Source organism: Vibrio sp. 10N.286.52.C3 (genome assembly GCF_041468865.1).
GTDB classification, from domain to species: Bacteria; Pseudomonadota; Gammaproteobacteria; order Enterobacterales; family Vibrionaceae; genus Vibrio; species Vibrio crassostreae_C.
The window spans coordinates 108,738-130,392 of the sequence record NZ_JBFRJM010000054.1; the positions used below are offsets into that span (position 1 = coordinate 108,738).

Annotated in this window: 20 protein-coding genes and 1 pseudogene; 1 reads left to right on the forward strand and 20 read right to left on the reverse strand. The window is 46.4% G+C overall.

Going from position 1 to position 21,655, the window contains the following annotated elements:
* Positions 1-298: 298 nt before the first annotated feature.
* Positions 299-1,762 carry an IMP dehydrogenase gene (gene guaB, locus AB4138_RS17385; RefSeq protein ID WP_017062496.1) on the reverse strand — a complete coding sequence of 488 codons (1,464 nt, stop codon included), beginning with the start codon at positions 1,760-1,762 and terminating at the stop codon, positions 299-301.
* A 244-nt stretch (positions 1,763-2,006) separates the two neighbouring features.
* On the opposite strand from guaB, the gene xseA reads away from it, so the two are divergent.
* Positions 2,007-3,353: an exodeoxyribonuclease VII large subunit gene (xseA, locus tag AB4138_RS17390; protein WP_065584650.1), complete on the forward strand. Its 1,347-nt coding sequence runs from the start codon at positions 2,007-2,009 to the stop codon at positions 3,351-3,353.
* A 93-nt stretch (positions 3,354-3,446) separates the two neighbouring features.
* On the opposite strand, the gene ureG is transcribed toward xseA, so the two are convergent.
* The 19 genes and pseudogenes from ureG to AB4138_RS17485 all read right to left on the reverse strand — a co-directional run bounded on the left by ureG (position 3,447) and on the right by AB4138_RS17485 (position 21,616).
* Positions 3,447-4,085 (reverse strand): urease accessory protein UreG, encoded by a 639-nt coding sequence (ureG, locus tag AB4138_RS17395; protein WP_372306997.1) that lies wholly within the window; start codon positions 4,083-4,085, stop codon positions 3,447-3,449.
* 46 nt (positions 4,086-4,131) lie between these two features.
* Positions 4,132-4,812 carry an urease accessory protein UreF gene (locus tag AB4138_RS17400; RefSeq protein WP_065584651.1) on the reverse strand — a complete coding sequence of 227 codons (681 nt, stop codon included), beginning with the start codon at positions 4,810-4,812 and terminating at the stop codon, positions 4,132-4,134.
* A gap of 42 nt (positions 4,813-4,854) precedes the next feature.
* Complete coding sequence (locus tag AB4138_RS17405; protein ID WP_372307000.1) at positions 4,855-5,451, reverse strand: HupE/UreJ family protein; 597 nt, start codon at positions 5,449-5,451, stop codon at positions 4,855-4,857.
* Between the two features lie 74 nt (positions 5,452-5,525).
* Entirely contained in the window at positions 5,526-5,978 is a 453-nt protein-coding gene (ureE, locus tag AB4138_RS17410) for an urease accessory protein UreE (RefSeq protein ID WP_048614367.1), read from the reverse strand.
* Positions 5,979-6,055: 77 nt separating this feature from the next.
* Entirely contained in the window at positions 6,056-7,759 is a 1,704-nt protein-coding gene (gene ureC / locus AB4138_RS17415; RefSeq protein ID WP_372136391.1) for an urease subunit alpha, read from the reverse strand.
* A 39-nt stretch (positions 7,760-7,798) separates the two neighbouring features.
* Positions 7,799-8,134 (reverse strand): urease subunit beta, encoded by a 336-nt coding sequence (locus tag AB4138_RS17420; RefSeq protein ID WP_017062503.1) that lies wholly within the window; start codon positions 8,132-8,134, stop codon positions 7,799-7,801.
* Positions 8,135-8,145: 11 nt separating this feature from the next.
* A complete protein-coding gene (ureA, locus tag AB4138_RS17425; RefSeq protein WP_004735119.1) occupies positions 8,146-8,448 on the reverse strand; it encodes an urease subunit gamma in 303 nt (100 codons plus the stop codon).
* Between the two features lie 133 nt (positions 8,449-8,581).
* Complete coding sequence (locus tag AB4138_RS17430; protein WP_372050940.1) at positions 8,582-9,529, reverse strand: urease accessory protein UreD; 948 nt, start codon at positions 9,527-9,529, stop codon at positions 8,582-8,584.
* A complete protein-coding gene (gene urtE, locus AB4138_RS17435; protein WP_008222775.1) occupies positions 9,526-10,221 on the reverse strand; it encodes an urea ABC transporter ATP-binding subunit UrtE in 696 nt (231 codons plus the stop codon). Before urtE ends, AB4138_RS17430 begins: the two co-directional genes overlap by 4 nt.
* A gap of 1 nt (position 10,222) precedes the next feature.
* The gene (gene urtD / locus AB4138_RS17440) at positions 10,223-11,065 is read right to left on the reverse strand and encodes an urea ABC transporter ATP-binding protein UrtD (RefSeq protein WP_017062506.1); all 843 of its coding nucleotides are present in this window, start codon (positions 11,063-11,065) and stop codon (positions 10,223-10,225) included.
* Entirely contained in the window at positions 11,062-12,234 is a 1,173-nt protein-coding gene (gene urtC, locus AB4138_RS17445) for an urea ABC transporter permease subunit UrtC (protein WP_017062507.1), read from the reverse strand. Before urtC ends, urtD begins: the two co-directional genes overlap by 4 nt.
* Positions 12,235-12,244: 10 nt before the next feature.
* Positions 12,245-13,873 carry an urea ABC transporter permease subunit UrtB gene (gene urtB, locus AB4138_RS17450; protein ID WP_372307003.1) on the reverse strand — a complete coding sequence of 543 codons (1,629 nt, stop codon included), beginning with the start codon at positions 13,871-13,873 and terminating at the stop codon, positions 12,245-12,247.
* Between the two features lie 160 nt (positions 13,874-14,033).
* Complete coding sequence (gene urtA / locus AB4138_RS17455) at positions 14,034-15,320, reverse strand: urea ABC transporter substrate-binding protein (protein WP_004735113.1); 1,287 nt, start codon at positions 15,318-15,320, stop codon at positions 14,034-14,036.
* A 294-nt stretch (positions 15,321-15,614) separates the two neighbouring features.
* Positions 15,615-15,842: a zinc ribbon domain-containing protein gene (locus AB4138_RS17460; protein WP_017056199.1), complete on the reverse strand. Its 228-nt coding sequence runs from the start codon at positions 15,840-15,842 to the stop codon at positions 15,615-15,617.
* An 84-nt stretch (positions 15,843-15,926) separates the two neighbouring features.
* Positions 15,927-16,867 (reverse strand): annotated as a pseudogene (locus tag AB4138_RS17465) (sensor domain-containing diguanylate cyclase).
* A 289-nt stretch (positions 16,868-17,156) separates the two neighbouring features.
* Positions 17,157-18,059, reverse strand: coding sequence for an alanyl-tRNA editing protein (locus tag AB4138_RS17470; protein WP_372307007.1), 903 nt, complete (start codon positions 18,057-18,059; stop codon positions 17,157-17,159).
* A 131-nt stretch (positions 18,060-18,190) separates the two neighbouring features.
* Positions 18,191-19,672, reverse strand: coding sequence for a ribosome biogenesis GTPase Der (der, locus tag AB4138_RS17475; protein WP_017062511.1), 1,482 nt, complete (start codon positions 19,670-19,672; stop codon positions 18,191-18,193).
* A 158-nt stretch (positions 19,673-19,830) separates the two neighbouring features.
* Entirely contained in the window at positions 19,831-20,991 is a 1,161-nt protein-coding gene (bamB, locus tag AB4138_RS17480) for an outer membrane protein assembly factor BamB (protein WP_017062512.1), read from the reverse strand.
* A gap of 10 nt (positions 20,992-21,001) precedes the next feature.
* On the reverse strand, positions 21,002-21,616 hold the full coding sequence (locus AB4138_RS17485; RefSeq protein ID WP_017062513.1) for a YfgM family protein: 615 nt from the start codon (positions 21,614-21,616) through the stop codon (positions 21,002-21,004).
* Between the last annotated feature and the right edge of the window lie 39 nt (positions 21,617-21,655).

Below are 21,655 nucleotides of genomic sequence, written 5' to 3' on the forward strand. Positions count from 1 at the left end.
ACGTTTTCGTTAGATATCTTTAACCACGTGTTTTGAGACAATCGGACTTTTAACAAAACAGGCGGTAGATATAATACCAATCACAGTAAGTAAGTGTTCAGGAATAGCGTAGGAAAAAAGCCTGAGAACGAGGCAGCTCTATTCGACAAAGAGTTCTGATAAGTAGTTATTCTACAATCAAAAATTCTAACGAAGTTATCGAGGTTTTTAACAAGCTAGGATGACCAGTTATTTACTACGATTGGTATATTAATGTGCCGACTAAATCAGCACATTATTCAAACGTTTGGACGTATTATTAACCTAAACGGTAGTTAGGTGCTTCTTTCGTGATTTGAACATCGTGTACGTGAGATTCTTTCATGCCCGCACCAGAGATACGAACAAACTCAGCTTTAGTACGCATGTCTTCAACAGTTGCAGAACCCGTTAGGCCCATGCTTGAGCGTAGACCGCCCATCTGTTGGTGAACGATCTCTTTTAGACGACCTTTGTATGCGATACGACCTTCAATACCTTCTGGAACAAGCTTGTCTGCAGCGTTGTCAGATTGGAAGTAACGGTCAGAAGAGCCTTGAGACATAGCGCCAAGAGAACCCATACCACGGTAAGACTTGTAAGAACGACCGTTGTAAAGGATAACTTCACCCGGTGCTTCTTCAGTACCAGCGAACATTGAACCAACCATCACACAAGATGCGCCAGCAACGATAGCTTTACAGATATCGCCAGAGAAGCGGATACCGCCATCTGCGATTACTGGAATACCGTATTCGTTAGCCACTTCCGCTGCGTCTGCGATGGCTGTTACTTGAGGAACACCAACACCAGTAACGATACGAGTCGTACAGATTGAACCTGGGCCGATACCAACTTTAACCGCACTAACACCAGCTTCGATAAGAGCACGAGCACCAGCGCCAGTTGCTACGTTACCACCGATGATTTGTAGATCAGGGTATGCAGCGCGAGTTTCGCGGATACGGTTAAGTACGCCTTCAGAGTGACCGTGTGAAGAGTCGATAAGTAGAACGTCTACGCCAGCTTCAACTAGAGCAGCAACGCGCTCTTCGTTACCAGCGCCAGCACCAACAGCTGCACCTACACGTAGGCTGCCGCGCTCATCTTTACATGCGTTTGGTTTACGTTCTGCTTTGTGGAAATCTTTTGCAGTGATCATTCCAGTCAGTTGGAAGTCATCATTTACAACAAGAACTTTTTCAACACGCGCTTCGTGCATTTTCTCTTGAACTTCTTCACGAGTTGCACCTTCTTTAACAGAAGCAAGGCGAGCTTTAGGCGTCATTACTACATCAACTTTCTTAGAAAGGTCAGTAACAAAGCGAACGTCACGGCCAGTAATGATACCAACCAATTCGTTTGTTTCAGTAACAACAGGGAAACCGGCGAAGCCGTGTTTTTGAGTAAGGGCTACAACATCAGCGATTGTCGCGTCAGGGCTTACAGTTACTGGGTGAGAAACCACACCAGCTTCGTAAATTTTAACCTGGCGAACCATTTCAGCTTGCTGCTCGATTGACATATTCTTATGAATAAAGCCAATACCACCTTCTTGCGCAAGGGCAATTGCTAGGCGTGCTTCCGTAACAGTATCCATCGATGCAGAGATCATTGGGATGTTTAAAGAAATGTTTTTCGTTAACTGAGTGCGAAGATCAGCTGTGTTCGGAAGAACGGTTGAGTGTGCTGGGACGAGTAAAACGTCATCAAAAGTTAAAGCTTCTTTTGCGATTCGTAGCATTTGCAATATCTCACAACAAAGGTGTTAAAAGGAGTAAACCCAACTTTATCGTTTCGCATAATAAAGTGATTTGGATTTGATATTGCAGACGGATTATACGCACGGCGAAATCGCTTGGCTACACATTTTTGTATTTTTAATTTGCATTTACCCCCTTGCTATGTATTATATTGCCGCTATCTTCCATACTCACGCCCTGTGAGATTCCAAGAAAGACCTTCCTTCAAGGAAAGATAGTGCTTCTATGACTAATCCAAACATCTTTACTGTTTCTCGCCTCAACTCAGAGGTTCGTCTCCTATTAGAAAACGAAATGGGAATAGTCTGGCTCGTTGGTGAAATCTCAAACTTCTCTGCACCTGTCTCTGGTCACTGGTACCTCACGCTAAAAGACTCTCGCGCTCAAGTTAAATGCGCCATGTTTCGTGGCAATAACCGCCGTGTGACCTTTAAGCCTCAGAACGGCAATCAAGTTTTAGTCAAAGCTCGCCTATCTCTTTACGAGCCACGCGGTGACTACCAACTGATCATCGAAAGCATGCAGCCAGAGGGTGACGGTAAACTTCAGCAAGAATTTGAAAAGCTGAAGATGAACCTTGCCGCAGAAGGACTGTTTGCTCAATCAAGTAAGCAAGCTCTTCCTGAACACCCAAAACGTGTTGGCGTTATCACATCTAAAACCGGTGCAGCGCTGTTTGATATTCTTGATGTACTAAAAAGGCGCGATCCTTCGCTACCGGTTGTGGTTTACCCGACCATGGTTCAAGGCGAAGAGGCGGCGATTCAGATTGCCCAAGCGATTGGACGCGCTAACGAACGCAATGAATGTGATGTGTTAATCGTCGGCCGTGGTGGCGGCTCACTGGAAGACCTATGGTGCTTCAATAACGAGATCGTAGCTCGCACAATCGCAGCAAGCCAAATCCCGATTATCAGCGCCGTTGGCCACGAAGTGGATGTCACTATCGCTGATTTCGTTGCCGATATGCGTGCCCCAACGCCATCAGCTGCCGCAGAATTGGTTAGCCGTGATAACAGTCATAAAGAACAAGCTTTCGCGTCTAAACGTGCTCGCTTAGTCAGTGCGATTCGTCATGTGTTAATCAAACAGGCGCAATCAACTCAAACGTTGAAATACCGCTTAGAGAAGCAACACCCTAGCTACCAACTTCAAAAGCAGAGTCAGCAGCTTGATGACCTAGATATGCGTTTGCGTCGTGGTATGACTCAATACCTAAAACAGCATGCACAGCGTGTTGAACGTAAACAGCACCAGCTTCAATTGAACTCGCCAGTGAAACGCCTTGGCGAACAGAAACTGCATCTGCAACGTTCAGAGCAAAAGCTATTGGATGCAATGGACAAGACATTACTAACCACTCGCCACCAGCTCGCTATGGCTGCAGAGAAGTTAGAGACCGTTAGTCCACTGGCAACCCTAAAGCGTGGCTACAGCATTACTCATTCAGAATCGAGCAAGACGGTATCATCGATTAACGATGTCGAAGTCGGTGAAGTGATCACCACTCAAGTTGAAGACGGTGTGATTGAGTCGCAAGTGACCACAAGAGTGACTAAGAGCGAGCTTTAAGTTCGACCTAACGTTTCAAACCAGAAAGCCCTATCGATAATCGACAGGGCTTTTTAGTATCTAACGCTTTCAAAAAACTAACCTATTCCAACCCTACTCAGTAGTAGAAGGCTCCTTCATGGTTAGCATCCCTTCAGTCACAATAAAGTTGATGATGAAGTCTAGCCCTTGGCTCTCTTTGAGATTGGTGAACACGTATGGCTTGGTTGGACGCATGCGTTGTGTGTCTAGCTCCATCACCTCAAGTGACGCACCCACATATGGTGCTAAATCGATCTTATTGATAACCAGCAGATCAGAACGCGTAATACCCGGACCACCTTTACGTGGGATCTTCTCCCCCTCCGCTACATCAATCACGTAGATGGTAAGATCGGCTAATTCAGGGCTGAACGTCGCACTCAAGTTATCACCGCCACTTTCGACGAATACCACATCGAGGTTCTTATGCAGCTTGGCAAGCTCTTCTACCGCAGCTAAGTTCATCGACGCATCTTCACGGATCGCCGTGTGCGGACAGCCACCCGTTTCAACACCAATAATACGATCTGGTTCTAGAGCCTCTGCTCGCGTAAGTATCTTGGCATCTTCTTGAGTGTAGATGTCGTTGGTTACCACTGCGATATTGAGCTTGTCGCGAATCGCTTTACAAAGCACTTCTAATAGCGCTGTTTTACCAGACCCTACCGGGCCGCCAATACCAATTCGAAGTGGTTGCTTATAACTTTCCATTGTCTACTTCCTTATATTCTTTTTGCTACATCGTTCGCGCTAACCGCTACGAACGAAATAGTCGTGTGTATTGTGTTTCGTGCAATGAACTCGCTAATGCCATCGAAGGCGAAAAGCTGCCTATCATCCAATCTTCTATCGTGCGGGCCTTTTCGATCACCTCAGGAAAGGTGTTGGTGATATTAATCAATGCCAACTGACCATCGGTTTGACCTAAAGGCACTAACTTGACCCCTGCGGTAACGATGTTTTCAAGCCAACTCCATAAATAACCCTGCTTGAGGCTCTCTAAATCAATACCCCAATGCTGAGCCGCCATACACATGCCCAACAATTGGTTTGGATGACTATCAACAGAATCCACCAGCGAAATATCGATATCCAAGCGCTTCAACAAGGTGTTCAATGCATGCCCACGCTGCTTTTCTTCCGCTCGCAATTCACTGGTTTCACGGCTTGAGTATAAGTAGTTACACCAATGCTCAATCTCATCGATTTCACCCTTTTCTAGCGCGTGATAAAGACGCTCTAAGATAGGTAATTCCAAAGTTGCGACACTGGAACTGACGATGGTATTAAGCCACTGTTCCATGCTGTTGCGATCGGTCACCCACCCCGCTTCAACCGCTAACTCTAAGCCTTGCGAATAAGTGAACCCACCAATCGGCAACGATGGACTGATCAATTGAAACAGACGATAGACGGCTACATTTTCTGTTGTGGTCATAATCGTGCCCTCAGTCTTCCAGAATCAAATAAGTTCGAGAGCCTACGCGCCTAACAGCAATAGTGCGCTTGCTGAAGCCACGCCGACTGACAACCATTTAGAGTAAACCGCGCGGCCAACAAAAGTACCGATAACCATCAGAGCCAAAGCACTGATACTCATGCCTGTTGCGAACTGAGTCAGGTTGCTCGCGGCTTCAACGCCGTGTGCGTAACCATGGAAAAACAACATAGCAATCGAAGCCGCTAATACACTGTTCACTCGCTTAGTCGATGGTGAGAACACGTGCCATAAACATAAGCTGACAACGAATAGAGAAGCGATGATTGCAGGTTCAACAATCATAGAGAAGCCTAGGGCTTGGCCTGCGATAAGCCCTACCACCAAAGACACCAATCCGCCGCCAATCAGAGCGGCTTTTGTCTTGGTGGAGAATAAAAGTGCGCCAATTAACAGACCAAAAGCGATCAACATGATCAGGTGATCCATGCCAGTCACAGGGTGAGTTAAGCCAGACATAAATGAGTGAGACTCATGAACTGAGTGCGCTCCATGTCCTGGGTGAGCGAAAGCCAATGTTGATGTTGTTAGAGAAGCTATTGTGAAAGTGCATAAGCCTGCAGCTGTTTTAAAGTTCATCGCGAGTTCCTTGCGTTTATAGTTATTAATATTTGTTGTTATATAAATCGTTTAGTGAGCCATCAATGACTCGATTAATGATGGTGATGATGACCACCTGAGCGACCGCCATAAGCGCCGCCTTCTGGTTCAAACGGTTGTTTCTCGGTGGTCACCTTCGCGCCTAAGCCTTCAACCATTTCATCCAAAACATGGTCGTGTTGGTAACGAACCCAACCCGCTTCCACTTGCAGCGGAACATGACGGTTGCCAAGGTGATACGCCACTCGCGTTAGCAAGTGTGGGTCTTCACAATAAACAGTCGAAACAGTTTCCGGTGCCGCTTTCACTTCTACGACTAAACCACATTCACTTGAGAGTTGTTCGCCGCCACGCAAGATATGACCTCGTGGTAGAAACAGCCCTGCATTGCGCCCGTCATCTAGCATCACCTTAAGGCGGCTTTTGATGCGACTATCGATCGGCAGGCTCAAATAGCCGTCCGGTGCATTTTGTATTTGAGTATTCAGTTGAGTCAGTTCAATCATGCTATTACCTCAATCTCCTTGTGAGATTTATAACGTTCAAAATAGGGTCACTAAAATAAGATTCTTTAGTCAAAGGCTTAGAATAGAAAGTACCGCTGAGCCATTGGCAGCTCTTCAGCAGGCTCACACGTGAGTAGTTCACCATCGGCGCGCACTTGGTACGTCTGAGAGTCGACTTCAATCTTCGGCATCCAATCATTGAGCTTCATGTCGGCTTTGCTGATGTTTCGGCAGTTGCTCACAACACCAATCAAGCTCTGCAGACCCAATTGCTTGTCGATGTTCTGCGCCTTGGCTTCTTTGGAAACAAACAACATTGATGTGTTCTGACATGCCTTGCCATAGCTACCAAACATTGAACGGTAATGGACTGGCTGAGGTGTTGGGATTGAAGCATTTGGGTCACCCATCGGCGCCATGGCGATCATGCCGCCTTTCAAAATCACACTAGGTTTCACACCAAAGAAAGCGGGCTTCCACAACACTAAGTCTGCTAATTTCCCTGCTTCGATAGAACCGATTTCATGAGACATACCATGAGTGATCGCTGGGTTGATGGTGTACTTAGCGACATAGCGTCTTAATCGGAAGTTATCGCTGTAGTCTGAATCTTCTTTTAAGCTACCGCGCTGAACTTTCATCTTGTGCGCGGTTTGCCAAGTACGTGTTACTACCTCGCCTACTCGTCCCATAGCTTGAGAATCCGAAGCGATCATAGAAAACGCACCTAAATCATGAAGAATGTCTTCAGCGGCAATGGTTTCACGACGAATACGCGACTCGGCGAACGCCACATCTTCAGCAATAGACGGGGAAAGGTGGTGACATACCATCAACATGTCCAAATGCTCATCGACGGTGTTTATGGTGTAAGGTCGTGTTGGGTTAGTCGAAGAAGGCAGAACATTCGGTTCACCTGCAGCACGAATAATATCAGGAGCGTGACCACCGCCCGCACCTTCGGTGTGATAGGTATGAATCACGCGGTCGCCGATTGCGCCAAGTGTCGATTCAACAAAACCAGATTCATTCAGAGTGTCGGTATGAATCGCAACTTGTACGTCCATCTCGTCAGCAACACTTAAGCAGGTATCGATTGAAGCGGGGGTTGTTCCCCAGTCTTCGTGCAACTTCAAACCGACTGCACCTGCTGCGACTTGTTCGCGTAGAGCTTCTGGCTGACTTGCATTGCCTTTACCTAACAAACCAAAGTTCATTGGGAATTGATCGAGTGATTCCAACATGCGGTGCATGTTCCAAGGCCCCGGTGTACATGTGGTCGCGTTAGTTCCTGTGTTTGGCCCAGTGCCACCGCCAATCATGGTTGTCACACCCGACGCCAATGCTTCTTCAATCTGTTGCGGGCAGATAAAGTGGATGTGTGAATCAATGCCACCAGCAGTCAGGATTGAACCTTCGCCGGCTAAAATTTCCGTGCCTGGGCCAATCACAATATCAACGCCCGGTTGAACATCTGGGTTGCCCGCTTTGCCCAATGCCTGAACTCGACCATCTTTGACTGCGACATCGGCTTTTACGATGCCCCAGTAATCCAACACAATCGCGTTAGTGATCACCAAATCTGGAGTTTCGGCACTTGGACGTTGGCTTTGCCCTTGTCCATCACGGATAACTTTGCCGCCGCCGAATTTCACTTCGTCGCCGTATACGGTGTAATCTTTTTCAACTTCTAGCCATAAATCAGTGTCAGCAAGACGCACTCGGTCACCGACTGTTGGCCCAAACATTTCGGCATAAGCCTGTCTGGATATCGTCGCCATGTTCAATCCTTTGTTATTTTCATTATTCCGTGGGAGCGCTTAGAGCTTGCCCATCACCTTTCCTTGGAAGCCATAGATCTCTAACTTACCGGCGTAACGCACTAACTCGACGCTACGCGACTGACCCGGCTCAAAGCGGGTTGCAGTACCCGCAGGAATATTGAGTCGAAAGCCTTTAGTGACTTCTCGGTTAAAGATCAGCGAAGGGTTTGCTTCATAGAAGTGGTAATGAGAGCCAATTTGGACAGGACGATCGCCAATGTTTTGCACCTTAACGGACGTTGTGTCTCGGCCTTCATTGAGAGTGATGTCACCCGGTGCGGTTTCTACTTTTCCGGGAACGAATCCTGAGTATTGTTTTGTGGAACCAGCCATATTACTTCTCCCTACACGATAGGTTCATGAACGGTCACCAGCTTGGTGCCATCAGGAAAAGTGGCTTCGACTTGTACATCAGGGATCATGGAAGGGATCCCCTCCATAACGTCATCGACAGTAAGAAGTGTGCGTCCAAAATCCATTAATTCTGAAACGGTTTTACCCTCGCGGGCACCTTCGAGAATGGCACTGCTGATCAGTGCGATAGATTCTGGGTAGTTGAGTTTTAAGCCTTTCTGTTTACGCTGCTGTGCCAGCATTCCTGCGCAGAAGATAAGTAGCTTATCTTTTTCTCTTGGTGTTAATTCCATTTAGCTGCCCGCTGTTAGTGTTGTTTTCTTAGTGCTCAGAAACGCATGAGCAGTAAGTGGGATTCAATCACAGCAAGCTTGAAAAAATGTACCGAGGGCCGGAAGTCGCCCTCGGTACAAATAGGGCTAATCGCTAAGTCGCCCAAATCCTTGGTAAATCAGGAGTCGTACCACATAAATGAGAGCGAGTTGCTTGCCATATCTGACCAAAGGCCTGGAGGATGTCTTCACTCCAATAACCCAAGGCTCGCACCACAATCAATCCTTCTATCTGTGTCGCACCCAATATTAATGTGGGTTCACTCGACGTTTTTGATGTAACTGATTGCTGTGAAGCTTGCTGTGTAATAGATAAGAGCAAGCTCTGTACCAACTCTAAATCTTGCTTCTCATTTGAGGTGAGATAAAAGGTACCCATCATTGAATAATCAAGTAACCCCATATTTATCATTAACTTATCGCCACCATGAAAATTAAAGCCTTCAGTCAGAAGCCTTTGATTATCAAGATAGATTTCTGTTTTCCCAACGAGATGACCATGCTCGAATCCCTCATTCTGTGCAGGGCGTCCAAAACAGTGCATCTCCCAACCCCAAAACTGTGCGCCCTTTTCTAGGCGAATTTCAGTATCTAAACGAACGTGTGCATTGGGGAAAAAGATGTTCTCTTGCGGCATCCATTCCAAGCGTGCATCTTTCTTCACTCGTAGGGTCTGCTTCTGCTTGGCGTACTTGTTGTTTGAGCGATAAAACTTGGTCGCACCGGGTGTGGTAATCAACGCGTGAGCACCGTGCTCAAGATTCACGTTAATATTGAGAGTGTCACCACCTACCACTCCGCCGGGGGGATGGAGTAAGTAGGTGTGACACGTTTCCCCATCAGGATACAGGGGGCGTTGCACCGCAAGCGGACCAGACTGCTGACGATTCTTTAATACGGTTTTATCACCGCGGTCGACAAAAGTGAGATTTAGGCTTGCTTGCCAACCATCTCGAATATCTTGTTCGATGGTTTCATTCAGAGATAAAGCTTCTACTAAAGAAGCCTTGCTTACTTCATTCGGAGAAAAGAGAGAATTCATACGGTTAGATACTCCTTAATCAAGGACTCATCGAGCCCTGTCATTTCACCTTCAGCCACCTGACGCCCACGGTCGAGAATACAGAAGCGGTCACCGACCTTTCTCGCAAATGGCAACTTCTGCTCAACCAACAACACCGTGAGTCCCATTTTCTCGTTGAGCATGCGAATGATGTCGCCAATCTCTTGCACAATATTGGGTTGAATACCCTCCGTCGGCTCATCCAAGATCAATAGCTTTGGATTCACCACCAGCGCACGCCCAATCGCTAGCTGTTGCTGCTGGCCACCCGATAAATCACCACCGCGACGATGTAGCATCTCTTTTAACACTGGGAAAATATCGAAGATGAATTCAGGGATCTTGCGGTCACCCTTTTTACGAATCGGTAAACCGACCTCTAGATTTTCTTGAACAGTGAGCATTGGGAAGATCTGGCGACCTTGCGGTACATAGCCGATCCCTTGGCGTGGACGGTCCTCGGCATCGGTTTTCAAAAGTGACTCACCCGATAAGGAGATGTCACCGCTTTCAACCTTCACCAACCCCATAATGCATTGCAGTAAGGTGGTTTTACCGACACCATTTCGCCCCATTAGCACCGTGCATTTACCTTCTGGGATCTGCATATCCAAATCCCACAGCGTGTGGCTCTCACCGTAATATTGATTAACTGATTTAACCTCTAACATCCTATTCTCCGAGATAAACTTGTTTAACTTCAGGGTGAGCCTGCACTTGATCCATGGTGCCTTCTGCCAGCACGTGACCTTGATGAAGCACGGTGACGTGGCTAGCAATCGAACGAACGAAATCCATATCGTGTTCAACTACAACCACCGAGTGCTTACCTGCTAGCGAGTTAAGAAGTTCAGAGGTGCGGTCCATTTCTTGGTGAGTCATACCTGCCACGGGTTCATCCACCAGCAACAGCTTAGGGTTTTGCATCAATAGCATGCCGATCTCTAACCACTGCTTTTGTCCGTGAGACAGGTTACCTGCCAAATTCGCCGCTTCGTCTTTTAAATGAATCAGCTCAAGTACCGAGGTCAATTTGTCTTTCTGTTCACCAGACATCACAGCGGTGAACGTCGCCCACACTGAGCGGTCACCGGCCATGGCTAATTCAAGGTTCTGCCACACAGTTAAACACTCAATCACGGTCGGTTTTTGGAATTTACGCCCAACGCCTGCATTGGCGATTTCGGCTTCGTTCATCTTCAATAAGTTGATGTTAGAACCCAACCACACCTCGCCGGTGTCTGGCTTAGTTTTACCTGTGATAATGTCCATCATGGTGGTTTTACCTGCGCCATTAGGACCTATGATACAGCGTAGCTCTCCCTCTTTGATGTAGAGGTTGAGGTCGTTTATCGCTTGGAAACCATCGAAGCTTTTGTTGACGCCTTCGACATACAACAGCACGTTATGTCGAGTATCGATGGCAGGATGAATATCGGGTTTGAGGTAATCAAAGACTTCGTCTCGACGAGTGAACGCCTGAACCGATTCCTTTACGCTATTAAATGTGGTCATGCGATCACCTCCTTGGCCTTGTGCTGATCATCCTTATCTTTATCTTGGTTTTTCCCATTTGATGCCTTGCGCAGCTGCTGCCACTTTTCACTGACAAAGCCAATCACACCTTGTGGGAAGTACATGGTTGAGAGTACGAATAGTCCACCCAGAGCAAACAGCCACACCTCCGGGAACTCAACCGTAAACCAACTCTTGGCGTAGTTGATGATCAATGCACCGACAATGGCACCAAACAGAGTGGCACGACCGCCTAAGGCTACCCAAACCACAATCTCAATCGAGTTAAGAGGAGCAAATTCTCCCGGATTGATAATACCCACTTGAGGGACATATAAAGCCCCGGCAATACCGGCGATAACCGCAGAAAGAACGAAGACCCACAGCTTGATGCCATCGACGTCATAGCCCATAAAGCGAGTGCGTGATTCCGTATCACGAATCGCTAATGCCACACGACCTAATCGACTGGTCACCACCATGCGACAAGCTATGTAGCTGAGAATAAGCGCAATACCAGTCGCGACAAACAGACCTATCTTGACCGCATCACTCTGCAAACTCAGACCGATGATGTCTTTGAAATCCGTCAGTCCGTTGTTGCCACCAAAGCCCATTTCGTTGCGGAAAAATGCCAGCATCAATGCGTAAGTTAATGCCTGAGTCATGATAGAAAGATACACCCCGGACACACGAGAGCGGAAAGCTAAATAACCGAACAAGTAAGCCAATGCGCCCGGCACTAGCACCACCATCAGGCAAGCAAACCAGAACTGGTCAAAGCCCTGCCAGAACCACGGCAACGCAGACCAATCAAGGAACACCATGAAATCTGGTAAGACTGGATCACCATAAACCCCACGGTCACCAATCTGACGCATCAAGTACATGCCCATCGCATAACCACCAAGCGCAAAGAAAGCACCGTGGCCAAGGCTCAAGATTCCGAGATAGCCCCACACCAGATCGAGCGCCAACGCCAACATTGCGTAGCTCAGATATTTGCCCATCAGCGAGATAGTAAAAGTCTCTACATGGAGCGGGTGCCCACTTGGTAACATGGTGTTAGCCAGTGGGATAAGAATAACGGCCGCTAGAATGGCAAGGATGGTCAGTTGGCCACCTTTGTCACCACGCATTGCCGAAAGTACAAATGATTTTGACTGCATGATGTTGTCCTTAACCTTCAGCCGCACGACCACGTTGCGGGAAGAGTCCGCGTGGGCGTTTTTGAATAAATAGAATGATGAAAACCAGTACCAAAATCTTGGCGAGAACCGCACCAGCCCATGGTTCTAAAATTTTATTGAACAGACCAAGGCTTAAGCCTGCGACTAGCGTGCCCCATAGGTTGCCAACACCGCCGAATACCACCACCATGAATGAGTCGATGATGTACGCCTGTCCCATATTAGGGCCAACGTTGGTCAGTTGAGACAGTGCCACGCCTGCAACACCCGCAACGCCAGAGCCTAAACCGAAGGTCATCGCATCAACTCGCTCTGAACGAATACCCATCGCACGAGCCATGCCACGGTTTTGAGAAACCGCACGAACCTGCAAACCTAGTGGTGTCTTTTTCAGAACCATTAATAAGCCCATAAACACCAAACCACAGAAGAGAATGATGTAAAGGCGGTTGTAGGTCAGGGACAACATTGGGTTTAATTGAAGTGCTCCAGACATCCATTCAGGCGTGCTCACTGAGCGGTTCAAAGGAGAGAAAATAGAACGAACAGCCTGCTGCAAGATTAAGCTAATACCAAAGGTCGCGAGTAAGGTTTCCAATGGGCGACCATAAAGATGACGAATCACACTTCGCTCAATCGCAATGCCCACTAAGCCAGAAACAATGAATGCCGCTGGAATGGAAAGTATCAGCGCTAGGCCAATATGATTCGGCATCAACAACTGCAATACGTAGGTGGTGTAAGCGCCAATCATGATCAGCTCGCCATGAGCCATGTTGATAACGCCCATCACACCAAAGGTAATCGCTAAGCCAATGCCTGCCAGTACCAATACCGAGCCTAAGCTCAAACCGAAGAATACGGTTTCTACACCCGAATAGAGTGCTTGGCTTTGTTGATAGCTATCCATCGCACGTTCTGCTGCAGCGGTAATGCTTGGATCTTGCTCAGTGTTTAACAGTTGATTCAGTGTTTTCAGAACCACCGAGTGTTTGAAGTCACCAACTCGTTCAATTGAAGCCACACGATCTTCAATGGTGGCACTGTTATTAAGAGAAGTGGCAATCGCTAACGACAAATCCATTAGCTCAGCTACTTTGCCATCTGATTCATTGGCTCTGAGTTCAGTTAGTCGTTCGATAATGTCAGCGTCTTTGGTTCCTAACAAATCCAAAACCGCCTTATAACGCACATCAGGGTTGCCGCTGTTCAGTCCAATCGAGGCTATTTCCCCGCGTAATATCCCGCGAAGTTTGTTATTCACACGAACCTTTTTAAACTGTCTCGCATTCTCGATATTAAGCGTTGAATCATCCCATACTGACTGAGCTGACGTCGCTGTTTTGATACTTTGAATGAGGTAGAGCTGTTTGTACTGCTCGCTCTGTTTCTCATTGAAGTAGTAAAGGTTTCCGTTTAACCAGCCATCTAAAATAGCTTTCGACACGTCTCCCGTTTGCGTCTCAATCACCCAATCGATAGCTAATTCTTTATCCGATGTTTTCTTACCAACTAGCGCCTTGGTAAAGCTAGCTTCATCCGTTATTCCAGCAAAAGCCAACTGAGCACTGACTGCCATGAGCAACAGCACTTTAAATACGTTTAATACGTTTTTCATCCCTGCTTCCTTAACCAACCAAGTTAGATATTGTTATTTTTACTTGGAGGATGTGTGGATAGTGGTTGTTACCTGAAACGATGAGCCTTCCATTCGCTTCGCCCGTTAAACAGACGCGTTCTTCCCAAACCGGAAGGCTCAATATTCCTTAATTGACGATCTAGTTACCGCCAGAACACTTCTTCGTTTCGACGTTAAACGCACCACATGAGAATGGCTTCGACCAGCTAGAGAACAGTTTTGCCGATTCAGGTAAGTAACTCGACCAAGCATCACCCGCCACTAGTCCAGTGGTTTCCCAAACGATATCGAATTGACCATCGTCTTGGATTTCACCGATCAGGACTGGTTTAGTAATGTGGTGGTTTGGCAGCATGGTAGAGTAGCCGCCAGAAAGGTTAGGTACAGACACGCCAATCAAGGCATCTTGCACAGATTCAGGATCGGTTGTGCCCGCATTAGTGACCGCTTGAGCCCACATATTGAAGCCAACATAGTGCGCTTCCATTGGGTCATTGGTGACACGCTTTTCACTCTTGATGAACGACTGCCACGTTTCAACGAACTCTTCATTAGCTTCAGTATCAACACTCATGAAGTAGTTCCATGCAGCTAGATGACCAACCAATGGTTCTGTGTCCATGCCTGACAGTTCTTCTTCACCAACAGAGAATGCAATAACTGGGATGTCTTCAGATGAAATGCCTTGAGCGCCTAGCTCTTTATAGAAAGGTACGTTCGCATCGCCGTTTACAGTAGAAACCACAGCGGTTTTCTTGCCAGCTTCACCGAACTTTTTGATGTCTGAAACGATAGATTGCCAATCAGAGTGACCAAATGGCGTGTAGTTGATCATGATGTCTTCTTCTGCGACACCTTTATCTTTTAGGTAGGCTTCTAAGATCTTATTGGTTGTACGTGGATAAACGTAATCGGTACCTGCAAGTACCCAGCGCTCGACTTCAAGCTCTTCCATCAAGTAATCCACTGCTGGGATCGCTTGTTGGTTTGGCGCGGCACCGGTGTAGAAAACGTTTTTAGAAGACTCTTCACCTTCATACTGTACTGGGTAGAAAAGGATGCTGTTGAGTTCTTCAAAGACAGGTAGCATGGATTTACGTGATACCGACGTCCAACCACCGAACACCACATCCACTTTCTCTTTTTCGATAAGCTCACGCGCTTTCTCAGCAAATAGCGGCCAGTTTGACGCAGGGTCAACCACGACAGGCTCTAGCTTCTTACCAAGCAAACCACCCTTTTTGTTCTGCTCTTCGATGAGCATTAGCACGGTATCTTTTAGCGTTGTCTCACTGATCGCCATGGTGCCAGAGAGTGAGTGTAGAACACCGACCTTGATGGTCTCATCAGCAGCAAACACTGTTGCAGAAGAAAATGAAAGTGTTGTACACAGTGCAGCTAGCGATAAATTGAACACCTTGTTCATGATATTACTCCATAATTGTATTTTTGTTATTCAATTACAGAGTTACAAGAAGAGTGCCAAACTTATAAACCAACGAAATTGTTTATAAGTAATTGTATTAATAGAATTTAAAAGAAACTCACACCAATAGAGTGCATAGCAATCATGTAACTATGTTTCATACTGGTGCAGTGACGGTGGGAATGAACCAAGATGACACATTCCTGTTCTTCAGATACAAAAAAGACCCAACACTTTAGTATTGAGTCTCTGGTATAACATCACCGATGGTCGTTCAAACCATGTAGTTTAAGGCTATTCCGCAGGTTGAAATTCGAATTTTACTCTCGACTTTGATTTCAACTCGTTGCAATCACCGTTGCAAAAATAGCTCGCCGCACCACAGGCTTGAAGCTTCTCAAGTTGGCTGCTGCACTCAGGGCAAAACCCAACTTTAGTAAAGTGAGCCTGACAACTTTCACAATGATACTTGCCATCCCAAGCTAGCTCAGACTGGCACTTAGGGCAGATATTTTCACTCATTAGCATTTCCTAATTCACTACTATTTTTACAATCTACTACCGCTGAGACTTCGCTTGCTTGATTTGGTACATGTTCTTATCAGCTTATGCGATCAACTGGTCTAATCCTTGAGGATCTTTGTCACAAGACAACCCAACACTCACTGAGAACTGCACATCATTGATATAAAGCGCTTGTTGCAGTGCTTTCTCTAAGCTGTGGTAGAAGCTAACAACGCTTTCTTGATCATCAAAGCAAGAGAACACCACAAACTCATCGCCACCATAACGGCCTATCTTGGCACATGCTGTGGTTGCCTCATCAAGAACTTCGGCAACCGCCAACAGCACATCGTCACCGAAACTGTGGCCATAGGTATCATTTATCGATTTGAACTTATCGACATCAACAAACAAACACGCCATCACCTTTTCAGAAAAGCATCGCTTGGCCAACACTTTCTCCGCTTCATTAAACAATGCGCGACGATTCAAGCAATGGGTTAAAGAATCTCGATTAGCGAAAAAGTTTAGCTGGTTCTCCAGCTCAAACTTCTCTAGTGCTACCGAATACAGGGAAGCCAGTAGCTCTAAGATCTCGAGCTCAAATTCATGTGGTTCAGAGATGTACTGGCTATAAATAGCGAAGGTAACCAACACATTACCGCGTGACGAGATAATGGGGACCGACCAACAGGCATGTAAATTCGCTTGATTGGTTAAGACCAGAAAAGGTGCCCAGTTTGGGTGTGCATTTATGTTGGAGACCATCACTGCTTTCTTAAGCGCAGCTGCCTCGCCACAAGAGCCTATCCCCGCACCAATTCCTATCCCTTCAATCTGTTGATTGTAAAAATCAGGCAGGTTTGGGGCATACTCAAGGTGTAACGTTTAGACTCTGAGTTGAGCAGTAAAATTGAAGCCATGCGCTGCTCGGTAAGCTGAATAATCTTGTGATTTAAATCTTTGCGATCCATCCCAAGCGCAAGCTTCCGCAGCAAACTATTGACGGCTCGATGACCTTCTAATAAAAATTGTTGTTCCATTCACTAAGGCTTTCAATTGTGTAATCGGGTACAGCTTGTTCTTATGCAAGCTTGTTATTGGTTAATAATAGCACACTAAATTAGTACGACACACAATCGAAGATCATAGGTTGATCTTTCGCTTTATCTATTTTGATCAGCGATCTACCCCAAAAAGAATATTTATATCACCACACACCGAAAGCATAAGTTACATGTGCTGCATTTCAATTTTAAACAGTTATTTATATTAAAAGTGACATGCAAAAACAAAACAAACAGCACAAGCCATTTCGATCTGTAGTCTAGATCATCGAATTACATGCGTCAGCATTTCAATATGCTGGTCATCTAACTGGGTTAACTTAACGGATAATGCCTTAAGTTCTGAGGTGTTCTCAATGTGAGTACCACCACACGGAATAGACACTAAAGTGTCGGCATCCAACTGCCATTCCCAATAGCGAGAGTCTGTTAATGCTTCGCCTTCCAGTCGCATTGCAACTGGCGTCGGCTCTGCAAACCAGCCCGCAATCATTTGGTTGATATCAGCTTCGATGTCATCAAGACTTGCTAGCATATCTGCAACGTTCAAACCACGCTTCTTCAGGGTTTTGCCTAAGCGATACTTATCGGTACACAGCTCTGGAGTCACAAAGCTCGTCACTTGTGCGTAGCTATTGAAGTCGTAACTGCCAAGCGGATCTTTTCTGTCCGCATCTTTACGCCAGTAGCTTTCAGCCAATACTTTATTCAAGGCTAGGAAAGCGATGTGACCAGCACTGTGACCACGGCTCAAACTGGCTTGGTACTCTTTATCAACCGACAACACGACTTCGTCGTTAACCTTAATCATAGAAGCAGATGTAGGTAGCTGGTGGACAACAACAAACGCCCACCCTTCCGTATCACGCTTAACAGGGATATCTGCTGCGATATGAAGCTTGCCAGTAGATTGTTCTATAGCACCAACAAGGCAGTCTTCAACTGGATATAGCACGTCACCAACACTCACAAAGCCTTGGTCTGCAGGGTGATCTGGCCAAATGTGACTCACTGGGTGGAAGGGTGTCACGTCGGTGATCAGGTAAGTTTTGTTGTCATCGCTTTCAACGTACTGCGCTTTAGCATTGAGCTGCCAAGCCTGATGACAAAATTGAGTGATGGTTGGTGTGATTGCTGACACAGGTGTAATCAAATCGCTAGTAGTCATATCGTTCTTCTTCTGGAATCTAGTCTGATTCGTTGAGCCATGATGATAAAAACGTATTGTTATGGCTTAACGTGAATTTTGCTTAAAAAAATACCCGAGACAGGCTCGGGTATCAAATCTATTGGAAAGGTTTACTTACGACCTTTAACCATGCTCATCATACGTTTACGTTTACGTTCTTGAGAAATTGTCAGCTTGTTAGTCTTAGCTTCAAATGGGTTCTCGCTGTTCTGGAATTGAATGCGAATAGGTGTACCCATGATTTCTAGTGAACGACGGTAGTAGTTCATCAAGAATCGTTTGTATGAATCTGGCAAGTTACGAACTTGGTTGCCGTGGATAACGATAATCGGTGGGTTGTAGCCACCAGCGTGCGCGTATTTCAGTTTCACACGACGGCCACGAACCATAGGCGGTTGGTGATCATCAGTCGCCATCTTCATGATACGAGTTAGCACAGAAGTACCAACACGAGTAGTCGCTGACTTGTAAGCTTCTTGTACAGACTCAAACAAGTGACCAACACCTGTACCGTGAAGTGCAGAGATAAAGTGAATACGTGCGAAATCAACGAAGCCTAAGCGACGGTCTAGCTCTTTCTTAACGCGTTCTTTAACGTCGTTATCTAGGCCATCCCACTTGTTTACGGCAATAACAATTGAACGACCAGCGTTCAACGCAAAGCCTAGCAAGCTTAGATCTTGATCAGAGATGTTTTCGCGAGCATCGATAAGCAGCAATACAACGTTAGCATCTTCAATCGCTTTCAGTGTTTTAACCACTGAGAACTTCTCTACCGTTTCGTTGATGTTTTTACGACGACGAACACCCGCAGTATCGATTAGAACGTATTCACGCTCGTCACGCTGCATTGGGATGTAGATAGAGTCACGAGTCGTACCTGGCATATCGTAAACAACCACACGCTCTTCACCAAGAATACGGTTCGTTAGCGTTGATTTACCTACGTTAGGACGGCCAATGATCGCTAGTTTGATCGGTTGATCTTGAAGACGCTTGAATTCTGCTTCAGCTTCTTCTTCTGTAAATTCAACCTGCTCTTCTTCTTCGTCTTCAAACTCAGTTAAGTCGCTTACTTCGCCATTCTCAGCTTTTAGCGCTTCTGCGAATGGGTTAAGAGCAAGGTCAATAAGTGCAGTAACACCACGACCATGCGCCGCAGCGATTTGGTACATGTCTTCTACACCTAGTTGCCAGAAGTCAGCACTTGCAGCATCAGGGTCGATACCGTCAACCTTGTTTACTACTAGCATTGAAGGCTTTTCTAGTTGACGTAGGTGCTTAGCAATCGCCACGTCTGAAGGTGTTAGACCCGCACGGCCATCTACCATAAATAGAACGACATCAGCTTCATCAATCGCCGCTAGCGACTGTTCAGCCATTTTAGTTTCAACACCTTCTTCAGTACCGTCGATACCGCCAGTGTCAATAACAATAAAGTCATGCTCGCTAAAATGAGCATGACCGTATTTACGGTCACGCGTTAAGCCAGGGAAATCCGCAACCAATGCATCACGAGTTCGAGTCAATCGGTTAAATAACGTAGATTTACCTACGTTCGGACGCCCTACTAGAGCAACAACAGGTACCATAACAACCTCTACAATTTCTTCTCTAAATGTAGTTATAGGTAAGCACTTGTTCGCAAGTTTAAACTCTTACCTATAACCACACGGTTTATTAATTTTTAACAACAAAACGGCTCCTGGCTGTTACCAACCAGGAGCCGACTGTGAATTATATCACGCTTTTATTGGCTAATCGTTAGTTTCTTTACATCGCCATTGCGAGTCGTCACTAAGTAGCCTTCAGGCAGTTCAATTGGTGCAACCGCAAAGCCGCTATCATCGACAAGCTGTTGAGCAACAAACTCACCCGATGAACGATCCAACCAGTGCAGATAACCTTCAGTATCACCCACGACTACATAACCATTAATAATAGCAGGTGCTGTCAGTAAGCGGTTTTCTAACAATGGAGTGCTCCACAGTTCAGTACCACTACGCGCATCAACCGCAACCACATGGTCTTTGTCGGTAACAACGAACAAACGGCTACCATCACTTGCTAAATCAATCGCTGATGAGTAGTTACGTTTCCAAATTGGCTTACCAGAACGAAGGTCGATAGCAATCAGCTGACCATTGATACCTACGGTATACAGGGTGCCACCAAGAACAATTGGAGATGCATCAACATCAACCAAACGATCAATTTCCGTTGCACCTTTTGGTGTGCCTACTGGCTGTTGCCAAATAAGCTGACCACGATCAACGATAGCCGCAGCTAGACGACCATTTGCTGTACCCCAGAATACACCACCAGAAACTGCAACAGGCGAGCTATCGCCACGCAGTGTTAGGCTTGGTACTTCCGTACTGATGGTCCATTTTTGTTCACCGCTTGCTTGATCTAACGCGATCAACATACCGCGACTGGTATGAACAATGACCATGTTGCTATCAGTTGCTGGGGATGCAAGCACCTCGCCATTGACTGATACACGCCACAGCTCTTCACCGGTCGATTCTTCCAGTGCGATCACTTCGCCATTTTCAGAACCAACAAAAACTTTACCGTAAGCCGCCGTTAAGCCACCCGATAAACGAGCCAATACGTCTTTCTCAAGATCGACTTTCCACAGCGCTTTACCTGTATCAGGATCAAGCGCTTTAACCATACCTTCACGGCTTGCAACAAACACTTTGTCGTAAGCCAATTCTGGCGTTAGTTTTGAAAAGTAGTGACCAACACCATCACCAACCGACGTAGACCATTCCTGACTAGGAGTGAACTCGCTGTTTACCGTTGGGACTGGAGCCATGATTACGGTGTCTTCTTCACCCGCACAGCCAGCTAGTAGGCCAAGAGCAATCGCACACAACGCCGCTTTTGGAAACATCTTCTTCATTCAAAGCGCCTTATTTAGCTAGGTCGTCAAGTTTGATTTGAAGCGTTTGGCTAGCGTCAACAGCTTGCTGTGCTTCTGTGTAAGCACTGTATGCTGCGTCTGTGTCGCCTTTACGAAGTGAGATATCACCACGCAGTTCAGCAACACGGCCTTTCCAAGATTCGTCTGTCATAGCAGCAAGATCAGTCAGTGCTGCGTCAAATTCACCTTGCTCAGCTTTAATACGTGCAACACGGTAAGTAAGTAGTGGCGCAAGTGCCGCGTCCTTAGTTGCCGATTTTGCCCACTCGAGCTGTTCAAGTGCCGCCGCTAGATCGCCTGCTTGTACTTGTACTTTTGCTAGTTGCATAGCAGCAAGTACTGAGTACTCAGCATCTTTGTTTGCGTCGATGAAAGCTTGAATATCAGATTGAGCATCAACACCCTTAACATCAAGAGCTGAAATTACAGAGGTGTAGCTTTCTGAAGCTGCTTCACGCGCTTCAACTACTGAATCTTGGTAATAGCGCCAGCCAAATAGACCACCTAAACCAATAACCGCACCAAAGATTACGGCTTTACCGTTCTCTTTCCACCAATCTTTAATGGCTTCAACTTGTTGCTCTTCGCTATCGTAAAGTTCCACTTCCTGTCCTCTTTAATTCTTTAAACGCCAGCATAGTGC

Excerpts from the sequence above, each read along its gene's own strand:
- urtE (WP_008222775.1), bottom strand. The coding sequence starts at position 10,221 with ATGTTAGAGGTTAAATCAGTTAATCAATATTACGGTGAGAGCCACACG.
- bamB (WP_017062512.1), bottom strand. The coding sequence starts at position 20,991 with ATGAAGAAGATGTTTCCAAAAGCGGCGTTGTGTGCGATTGCTCTTGGC.
- guaB (WP_017062496.1), bottom strand. The coding sequence starts at position 1,762 with ATGCTACGAATCGCAAAAGAAGCTTTAACTTTTGATGACGTTTTACTC.
- AB4138_RS17420 (WP_017062503.1), bottom strand. The coding sequence starts at position 8,134 with ATGGCTGGTTCCACAAAACAATACTCAGGATTCGTTCCCGGAAAAGTA.
- AB4138_RS17460 (WP_017056199.1), bottom strand. The coding sequence starts at position 15,842 with ATGAGTGAAAATATCTGCCCTAAGTGCCAGTCTGAGCTAGCTTGGGAT.
- ureG (WP_372306997.1), bottom strand. The coding sequence starts at position 4,085 with ATGGAAAGTTATAAGCAACCACTTCGAATTGGTATTGGCGGCCCGGTA.
- der (WP_017062511.1), bottom strand. The coding sequence starts at position 19,672 with ATGGTACCTGTTGTTGCTCTAGTAGGGCGTCCGAACGTAGGTAAATCT.
- AB4138_RS17405 (WP_372307000.1), bottom strand. The coding sequence starts at position 5,451 with ATGAACTTTAAAACAGCTGCAGGCTTATGCACTTTCACAATAGCTTCT.
- xseA (WP_065584650.1), top strand. The coding sequence starts at position 2,007 with ATGACTAATCCAAACATCTTTACTGTTTCTCGCCTCAACTCAGAGGTT.
- urtB (WP_372307003.1), bottom strand. The coding sequence starts at position 13,873 with ATGAAAAACGTATTAAACGTATTTAAAGTGCTGTTGCTCATGGCAGTC.
- ureC (WP_372136391.1), bottom strand. The coding sequence starts at position 7,759 with ATGGCGACGATATCCAGACAGGCTTATGCCGAAATGTTTGGGCCAACA.
- ureE (WP_048614367.1), bottom strand. The coding sequence starts at position 5,978 with ATGATTGAACTGACTCAACTGAATACTCAAATACAAAATGCACCGGAC.
- AB4138_RS17400 (WP_065584651.1), bottom strand. The coding sequence starts at position 4,812 with ATGACCACAACAGAAAATGTAGCCGTCTATCGTCTGTTTCAATTGATC.
- AB4138_RS17470 (WP_372307007.1), bottom strand. The coding sequence starts at position 18,059 with ATGACTACTAGCGATTTGATTACACCTGTGTCAGCAATCACACCAACC.
- urtC (WP_017062507.1), bottom strand. The coding sequence starts at position 12,234 with ATGCAGTCAAAATCATTTGTACTTTCGGCAATGCGTGGTGACAAAGGT.
- AB4138_RS17430 (WP_372050940.1), bottom strand. The coding sequence starts at position 9,529 with ATGAATTCTCTCTTTTCTCCGAATGAAGTAAGCAAGGCTTCTTTAGTA.
- ureA (WP_004735119.1), bottom strand. The coding sequence starts at position 8,448 with ATGGAATTAACACCAAGAGAAAAAGATAAGCTACTTATCTTCTGCGCA.
- urtD (WP_017062506.1), bottom strand. The coding sequence starts at position 11,065 with ATGACCACATTTAATAGCGTAAAGGAATCGGTTCAGGCGTTCACTCGT.
- urtA (WP_004735113.1), bottom strand. The coding sequence starts at position 15,320 with ATGAACAAGGTGTTCAATTTATCGCTAGCTGCACTGTGTACAACACTT.